Source organism: Neisseria sp. P0014.S009 (genome assembly GCF_051958155.1).
GTDB lineage: Bacteria > Pseudomonadota > Gammaproteobacteria > Burkholderiales > Neisseriaceae > Neisseria > Neisseria flavescens_C.
Genome location: NZ_JBQCVS010000167.1, coordinates 1 through 257 on the forward strand (window position 1 = coordinate 1; position 257 = coordinate 257).

Annotated in this window: 1 pseudogene; it reads left to right on the plus strand. The window is 52.1% G+C overall.

Going from position 1 to position 257, the window contains the following annotated elements:
• Positions 1–145, plus strand: a pseudogene (locus ACTHS4_RS12150) (glycoside hydrolase family 108 protein); the annotation flags it as partial.
• Positions 146–257 lie beyond the last annotated feature (112 nt).

The window sequence follows — 257 nt, forward strand, 5'->3', positions numbered from 1 at the left end:
TCCTGAAAATGACCTCCTGCTCCGTTTCAATGCCGAACGTTTGGTGTTTTATACCAAGCTCGGCACGTTCACATCATTTGGCAAAGGCTGGATTCGCCGCGTGGCACAAAACCTGATTCATGCGTCTGCAGATAACACCGATTAAAGGGAGACAAACCATGTCAAAAAAGTCACTCATCGCCCTAATGACCGCAGCCATGCTGCCCGATTTCAGCCACAGCGACCTGGGCATTCGCTACGCCATGCCGACTCAGGGG